This window comes from Chryseobacterium daecheongense, from assembly GCF_003729955.1.
Classification (GTDB): Bacteria; Bacteroidota; Bacteroidia; order Flavobacteriales; family Weeksellaceae; genus Chryseobacterium; species Chryseobacterium daecheongense.
On the sequence record NZ_RJTX01000004.1, the window covers coordinates 976,166 to 983,762 of the forward strand.

Annotated in this window: 8 protein-coding genes; all 8 read left to right on the forward strand. The window is 34.4% G+C overall.

The genetic code is table 11. The annotated features are described in order from the left end of the window. Positions 1–57 precede the first annotated feature (57 nt). Positions 58–951, forward strand: a complete 894-nt coding sequence (porG, locus tag EGI05_RS17820) for a type IX secretion system protein PorG (RefSeq protein ID WP_123264359.1) — start codon at positions 58–60, stop codon at positions 949–951. Between the two features lie 5 nt (positions 952–956). After that, positions 957–1,706, forward strand: coding sequence for an isoprenyl transferase (locus EGI05_RS17825; RefSeq protein WP_123264414.1), 750 nt, complete (start codon positions 957–959; stop codon positions 1,704–1,706). Positions 1,707–1,736: 30 nt separating this feature from the next. Then, entirely contained in the window at positions 1,737–4,274 is a 2,538-nt protein-coding gene (bamA, locus tag EGI05_RS17830) for an outer membrane protein assembly factor BamA (protein WP_123264360.1), read from the forward strand. Between the two features lie 4 nt (positions 4,275–4,278). Next, positions 4,279–4,842, forward strand: coding sequence for an OmpH family outer membrane protein (locus EGI05_RS17835; protein WP_123264361.1), 564 nt, complete (start codon positions 4,279–4,281; stop codon positions 4,840–4,842). 57 nt (positions 4,843–4,899) lie between these two features. Beyond that, positions 4,900–5,403, forward strand: a complete 504-nt coding sequence (locus EGI05_RS17840) for an OmpH family outer membrane protein (protein WP_123264362.1) — start codon at positions 4,900–4,902, stop codon at positions 5,401–5,403. 70 nt (positions 5,404–5,473) lie between these two features. After that, positions 5,474–5,959: an acyl-CoA thioesterase gene (locus EGI05_RS17845; protein WP_123264363.1), complete on the forward strand. Its 486-nt coding sequence runs from the start codon at positions 5,474–5,476 to the stop codon at positions 5,957–5,959. Next, positions 5,956–6,816 carry a dTDP-4-dehydrorhamnose reductase gene (rfbD, locus tag EGI05_RS17850; RefSeq protein ID WP_123264364.1) on the forward strand — a complete coding sequence of 287 codons (861 nt, stop codon included), beginning with the start codon at positions 5,956–5,958 and terminating at the stop codon, positions 6,814–6,816. Before EGI05_RS17845 ends, rfbD begins: the two co-directional genes overlap by 4 nt. Beyond that, positions 6,816–7,499 carry a hypothetical protein gene (locus EGI05_RS17855; protein WP_123264365.1) on the forward strand — a complete coding sequence of 228 codons (684 nt, stop codon included), beginning with the start codon at positions 6,816–6,818 and terminating at the stop codon, positions 7,497–7,499. Before rfbD ends, EGI05_RS17855 begins: the two co-directional genes overlap by 1 nt. Positions 7,500–7,597 lie beyond the last annotated feature (98 nt).

Consider the following 7,597-nt stretch of genomic DNA (forward strand, 5'->3'; position numbering starts at 1 on the left):
AATGTTTTATATTTGCAAAAATTAAATTTTAAAATAACCATAAATCCATGTTCTTTTATGAATAAAAAATTATTGTTTAGCTTCCTTGCCATATTGGGGACAATGGCAGGTGTTAAAGCACAAAGAAATGAATTGGGAGTTCGTCTAGGTATGAGTAACCTAGTGGCTGATATAGGGCGAACCAATTATATTTTACAAAAGCCATTGGATTTAGATAGAATGTCGGAATGGGGATTTCCTTTTTATGGAGGGGTATTATATAGATTTAATTTTAATCCTTATCAGACGGTTAGATTAGACCTTGGATACAACCAGGTTCAGTTTAATGATAAAGTAGCAAAAGAAGAATACAGAAAAAACAGAAACTCATACGGGAAAAATAACGTATATGAGGCAAGTTTAATGTTTGAATATAACTTCTTCCCTGTAAATAATGAGCAAGTAAGTATGGCGAGTCCATATATCTTCGCGGGGGTTGGGGCTTTAATGTTTGATGCTCCGAAAGCTACTCTAGTTAATGATTTTAGAAGAGATGCAGACGGTGTGGCACAGGCTCCGCTAAATGAGCTTGATTTCACTACAACGCCGGTATACTCTACAGGTACCAAGACAGTAATGCAGATTCCTTTTGGAGTAGGTTTAAAATATAAGTTTAATTATAATTGGGGAATATTTGCTGAAGCTACCTTCAGATATACATTAACGGACCAGTTGGATCATAGTAAGATCCTTTCCAAAGATGTGAAGTCCACTTATAATGCAGATATTTTGGATCCGTCTACTGGAGGGTCATTGCTTCAGTCCGGAAATTATTATATTGTTTCCAAAGAAAGAGAAAATGCATTCCTAGGAGAAAGAAATGTTGGAGACTTTAGATCGAAAGATTGGATGAATACCTTTAGTTTAGGGCTTACTTATTCTTTCGGAAGACCTCCATGCTATTGTGATTAATGAATATGTCGTTGATTAAAGATAAAATAAATTCTGAGAATTTACCGAAACATGTAGCCATCATCATGGATGGCAACGGAAGATGGGCGAAATCTCGTGGCGAAGAAAGAACTTTTGGTCACAAAAATGCTATTAATGCCGTGAGAAATGCCATTAATGCTTGCAATGAGATCCATATACCATATTTAACTCTCTATACATTTTCCTCGGAAAATTGGAACCGTCCTAAAGATGAAGTAGATACGTTAATGAATCTGCTGGCGGAAACCTTATTGCTTGAAGCAGAAGAAATCTTCAGCAAAGGTTTAAGAATGCATGTGATCGGAAACTTAGAAAAAATACCACCGTTGGTAAAAGAACAGTTGCTTCGTGTGGTAGAACTTACCAAAGAAAATACAAAAGGGAATTTAGTACTGGCCATTAGCTATGGCTCTCAAAATGAAATACTGAATGCCGTTAAAAATATAAGCACAGATGTAAAGGAAGGAAAGGTAAATGTAGAGGATATTAATGAAAAATTATTCGAAAACTATCTTTACACAAAAGATTTTCCTCCAGTAGATTTACTTATCAGAACCAGCGGTGAAATAAGGATAAGTAATTTCCTTCTTTGGCAGATCGCTTATGCAGAACTGCAATTTTTAAATGTTCTATGGCCGGATTTTTCAAAAGACATCTTCTTTCAATGTATTGTAGATTATCAAAACAAAGAAAGGAGATTCGGTATGACCGGAGAACAAATAAAAATCCAGTAAAATTTTAAAGAAAAGAAAGACTACGATAAAATGAAGTTTAGACTATTACCCATCATTATGTTTGCTGCCTCTGCACATTTTTATGGACAGGTAACTCCACAGGATAGCACAAAAGTGAATAATCCTGTATATGCGGAAAATCAAACAGGCACATACACTCTTAAGGATATTGTTGTAGATGGGGTTAAAAAATACACGCCAGCTCAAATATTAAGATTTACAGGACTATCTAAAGGTGAAAACGTGGATATTCCCGGACAAAAAATCAGTAATGCCATCAAAAAACTTTGGGATACTCAATCTTTTTCTGAAGTTGAAGTGTATGTACAAAGTATAGAGGGTGAAACAGTAGTTTTACGATTCTATTTACAGGATTTAAAAGAGCTTGGAGAAGTAAAATTTGAAGGAAAAGGAATTGGTAAATCTAAAAATGAAAAATTGGCAAAGGATAATAACCTGAAGCCAGGTACCAAGATTACTCAAAATTTAATTTCAAGCCTTAAAACAAATATTCCTAAAGACTACATTAAAAAAGGATTTGCCGATACCAAAATTACCATTCAGGATAAGGTAAATGCAAACGACCCTTCACTTGTTGACTGGACGATCAATGTAGACAAAGGAAAACGAGTGAAAATCGACCACATTGAGTTTGAAGGAAATACCAAAATTACAGATGCCAAGCTTAGAAAAAAAGGATTCAAAGAAACTAAGCAAAAGAGATTCGGTATCGGAGGTATCCTAAAATCTTCCAAATTCATTGAAGAAAAATATCAGGAAGATAAACAAAATCTGATTAGTTATTATAACTCTTTAGGATATAGAGACGCAGCTATCGTTTCGGATTCCGTATGGAGAAATAAGAATAACAATTACGAGATCAATGTAAAGCTGAACGAAGGTAAACAATATTATATCGGTGACATTACATTCACGGGTAATACTGTATATTCCACAGAATATTTACAAAGACTTTTAGGATACAAGAAAGGCGACATCTACGATGCTGTTGGATTTAATAAGAAAGTAGGGGAAGACGGAGGTAAAGAAGATGATTCTGATATCAAATCCGTATATATGAATAACGGTTACCTTTTCTCTAACGTAACTCCAGTGGAAAAATCTGTTTCCGGAGATGCTGTTAATCTTGAAATCCGTATCAATGAAGGAGAAAAAGCAACATGGAACAGAGTAACATGGGAAGGTAATACTACTACTCATGACCACGTTATCCTTCGTGCTTTGAGAACAAAACCAGGAAGCTTATTTGCGAAAAGTGATATCAAAAGAACATATTTCGATTTAGCAGGGATGTCTTTCTTTGATCCACAGCAGATTGGTCAGGATATTAATCCTAATCAACAGGATAATACTGTAGACATTAACTGGAAATTAGTGGAAAAAGGATCTTCACAAGTTCAGTTACAAGCCGGATATGGGGGGAATAGCTTCATAGGAACGTTAGGATTAACGTTTAATAACTTCTCGTTAAAGAATTTCCTTAAATTTAAAGACTTCAAGCCAGTTCCGCAAGGAGACGGACAAACATTGTCTATCCAGGCGCAGGCAGGACAATATTTCCAAAACTACGGGATATCTTTCGTAGAGCCATGGTTGTTCGGAACAAGACAAACTTCACTTTCAGTAAGTTTGAACAACTCCAGAGTTAAATATTCGGATGTTAGTGGAAATGCACAGAAATTAAATATCTTCTCAGCTTCAGTAGGCCTGAACAGACTCTTGAAATGGCCGGATGATTATTTCTCATTATATACCGGAATTCAGTTCCAGAAATATAACTTTAAAAACTATCCATTCGAATTCGGTGATACCACAGAATATTACGGAAATGCCAATAACTTCAGTTTGAATATCGGACTAAGCAGAAACTCTGCCGGAATCGACCCGATTTTCCCTACTGTAGGTTCAAACATAGAACTTTCAGCGAAACTTACGCCTCCTTACTCATTGTTTAGCAATAAAGATTACTCAACAATGTCTCCAACGGAAAAGTATAAGTGGATGGAGTTCTATAAAATCAAGTTCAAAGCAGATGTTTATAATGAAATCGTTGGAAAATTGGTATTGAGATCTTCTGCTGAAATGGGCTTTATGGATGGATATAACAGAGAATTGGGAGCTCCGCCTTTCGAGAGATTCTATGTAGGGGGAACCGGACTTTTCGGAGGTAGATATGATGGTAGAGAATTAATTCCGTTGAGAGGATATGAAAATGCTTCTACATATGGAGGAACCGTTGATGATATCACTCAAAAAGGAGGAGGTACGATTTATAACAGATTTACGTTAGAATTAAGATACCCGATTTCATTGAACCAGACAGCTAAAATTTATGCTTTAACATTTGCAGAAGGAGGTAACGTTTGGAATTCATGGAGTAATTATAACCCTTTCCAGTTAAAGAGATCAGTCGGAGTCGGAGTAAGAGTGTATATGGGAGCATTTGGTCTGATTGGATTTGACTTTGCATATGGATTCGATAAAACAGTACTTGGAACCGATCCTTCAGGATGGAAGACCCACTTCTTAATGAACCAATCATTATAATGATATGAAGAATTTTAAAATCATTTTCACATTTGTATTATTTTTGCTTTTTGGAATAAGCAGCGCTCAAAAAATTGGGGTTGTGGATACCGAATATATTTTGGATAAACTTCCTCAATATAAGGAGGCAGAAGCAAGATTGAATGCTCAGATCGATACTTGGCAATCTGAACTTCAGAACCTTCAGTCTGAGTATGAAAAGAAAAGATCAGCTTTTGAAAGTGAAAAAGTTCTATTGATAGGAGACCAATTGAAGCTGAGAGAAAAGGAAGTAATGGACTTGGAAAAAAATATTAAGACCACTACCAGTTTACGTTTTGGTGCCAATGGAGAGATTACTAAATTAAGAACCAATCTGGTAGAACCTTTCCAGGATCAGATTTGGGGAGCGGTAAAGACAATGTCTGAAAAAAATGGGTTGGGCATAGTTCTTGATAAAAGCAATAACATTAATGTTATTTTCCTTCAAAAAAGATATGACTATACAGATAAAGTGTTAGATATCTTATTAAAAGGATCATCAACATCAGATAAAAAAGAAAAAACTAATAGCAAAAGTAAAAAGTAATTAACTTTTACTGAATTTTAAGATCTAAAAACAAATTAAATTATTTATTTACCAATTATGAAAAAATTAAGTGTATTATTTGCAGCAGTAATGATGGTTGTATCTGTAGGTATGGCAAAAGCTCAAAAAATTGCTACTTTAGATGTTATAGGTGTTCTTAATGCAATGCCTGAAAAGAAAAAAGCAGATGCTGACTTAAAAACTTTCTTAGATACTAAGCAGGCTGAAATTAAAAAGAAAGCAGATGCTGGACAAGCTAAATTAAAGCAATATACTGAAGAAGCTCCTAAGAAAACGGCTGACGAAAACAAAGCTAGAGAAGCTGAATTAGCTAAATTACAAGAGGAAATCCAGCAAATGCAGGACAAAGCTCAGAAAGATTTCGTTGCAAAACAAGATGCAGCTTATGAGCCGATCGAGAAAAAATTGAACGATGCTGTAACCAAAGTAGCTAAAGCTAATAGCTATGATTACATCATGGATGCTAATTCTTCTGCATTTGTGTTCAAATCAGGCCCTGATGCTACAGCAGCTGTGAAAAAAGAATTGAATATCCAATAATTTTTGGAAATTAACAAAGATTTATACATCTGGCCGTCTCTTTTAGAGGCGGTTTTTTTATTTTTGCCGTATGGAAAAAGAAGTATCGACCACGGTAAGAGTACGGTTTAGCGATTGTGATCCCATTGGACATCTGAATAATGTAAAATATCTGGACTATATGTTCAATGCCAGAGAAGATCATGTGGAAACATTCTATGGTTTTACCTATGAAGAATATACAAAACAGACAGGTTGCACATGGATTGCAATACAAAACGAAATTGCATATCTGAAAGAAGTAAGATACAATACCCAAGTAGTCATAAGCAGCAAAACCATCGATATACAGGATAGAACTGCCAAAGTAGAAATCTTAATGAAGAGTTTAGATGAGAAAACCATACACGCAGTATTATGGGTTACGGTAATCTATTTCAATGTTAAAACAAGAAAATCTGAGATCCATCCGGAGAATATCAAAGAAACTTTTCATAAGTTTTATGTTGATCTGGAACAGAAAGAATTTCAGGCAAGAGTTAAATTTTTAAGATCTCAAAACGCTAAAAATTCATGAAAAAAATACTAATAATAGGAAGCAACGGGCAATTAGGAAATTGTATCAGAAAAATAGCTCCCGATTTTGAAAATAGATATGAGTTTATTTTCACTGATTCTCAAACATTGGATATCACAGATGAAGACCAGGTCAATGATTTCTTTTATGATAATAAACCGGATTTTTGTATCAATGCTTCAGCCTATACAGCGGTGGATTTTGCAGAAAAGGAAAAAGAAAAAGCTTTTGCTGTCAATGCTGAAGGAGTTGAATTTCTTGCTAAAGCCTGCGCAGAATATAAAACGGTATTGATCCATATTTCTACAGACTATGTTTTTGACGGTGAAACAAACCTTTGCTATGCCGAAGATGATTTTACAAACCCGATTGGTGTTTACGGAGAATCTAAAAGAACGGGAGAAGAGCTTGCTCTGGAAGCTAATCCCCACACTATTATTCTTAGAACATCATGGCTATATTCAGAATTTAATAAGAACTTCGTAAAAACAATGCTTAACCTGTTCTCACAAAAAGATGAACTGGGAATTGTGGCAGATCAATACGGGCAGCCAACCAATGCCAATGATTTAGCAGAAGCCATTATGAATATCATTGAAGCTCCTCAAAAAATATTTGGAATCTTCCATTTCTCCAATTACCCGGAAACCACTTGGTTTAACTTTGCTGAGAAAATCGCTGAATTTTCAAAATCTTCGGTTAAATTGAATGCTTTAACCACAGAACAATATCCAACTCCGGCAAAAAGGCCAAAAAGAAGTACGATGTGCTTGGACAAAATAGAAGAAGTCTATAAAATTGAGCCTAAGTATTGGGAAACCAGCCTCGAAGAATGCATTAATATCCTTACTAAATAATGAAGAACATAGGAATTGTCATATTAGTTTTTTGTATTCAGCTTTTCAGCGCTCAGAATGTCTATTTAACAAAAGTTGAAAAGACCAATGACAACACAGATAAATTTCTGTATAAGATTAGTAATGAAATTAAAGAGGCACAATATCTAGGCGAGGTTGAAGTCCAGGGATTCTCAAAAGATGATGCATTAACCTTTTCATTAATATATAGAAAAGCAAAAGAAATTGGTGCAAATACATTTTCATTAAAACCTTTTGAGAATATTGATGGCTCTTCACAGGCATTCAACCCATCAAACTATAAAATAAGTTTATATTATTTGCCAAAAGAAAAATTAGAATCCCAGTCTGGACATTTATATCTGTTTGCTTCATCAGATAAAGATCAAAAAATAAGCATCAACAGAAAAGATTATACTTTATCTCCAAGATCATATATGATAATAAATACTGTACCTGGAGAACTGTACACCATTTCAACGAAAAAACTTTTAGGTTCTGCCATCAAGATCCAACCGAAAAGTGGTGAATCTAATCAGTATTTTCAGATATCATCTATGAAAATTAAATCAGACCAATCTGGAGTAGGTGGTTTAAATTTAAAGTCCGGAGATATTATAGGATTAGAGAAATCCTTCGCTGAATTTCTAAGTATAATATATAAGATTCAAGCGGATTTTTAGACATTTTTTATATTCTCTGAAATATTTATTAAAAACTTTAAACATTAGTTTAAAGTTTTTGTTTTGTGTATCAGTAGATTACCAATAAATATTACGAA

What these genes read in the sequence shown, in the direction of transcription:
- EGI05_RS17825 (WP_123264414.1), top strand. Translation starts at nt 957, where the DNA reads ATGTCGTTGATTAAAGATAAAATAAATTCTGAGAATTTACCGAAACAT.
- EGI05_RS17835 (WP_123264361.1), top strand. Translation starts at nt 4,279, where the DNA reads ATGAAGAATTTTAAAATCATTTTCACATTTGTATTATTTTTGCTTTTT.
- rfbD (WP_123264364.1), top strand. Translation starts at nt 5,956, where the DNA reads ATGAAAAAAATACTAATAATAGGAAGCAACGGGCAATTAGGAAATTGT.
- EGI05_RS17845 (WP_123264363.1), top strand. Translation starts at nt 5,474, where the DNA reads ATGGAAAAAGAAGTATCGACCACGGTAAGAGTACGGTTTAGCGATTGT.
- porG (WP_123264359.1), top strand. Translation starts at nt 58, where the DNA reads ATGAATAAAAAATTATTGTTTAGCTTCCTTGCCATATTGGGGACAATG.
- EGI05_RS17840 (WP_123264362.1), top strand. Translation starts at nt 4,900, where the DNA reads ATGAAAAAATTAAGTGTATTATTTGCAGCAGTAATGATGGTTGTATCT.
- bamA (WP_123264360.1), top strand. Translation starts at nt 1,737, where the DNA reads ATGAAGTTTAGACTATTACCCATCATTATGTTTGCTGCCTCTGCACAT.
- EGI05_RS17855 (WP_123264365.1), top strand. Translation starts at nt 6,816, where the DNA reads ATGAAGAACATAGGAATTGTCATATTAGTTTTTTGTATTCAGCTTTTC.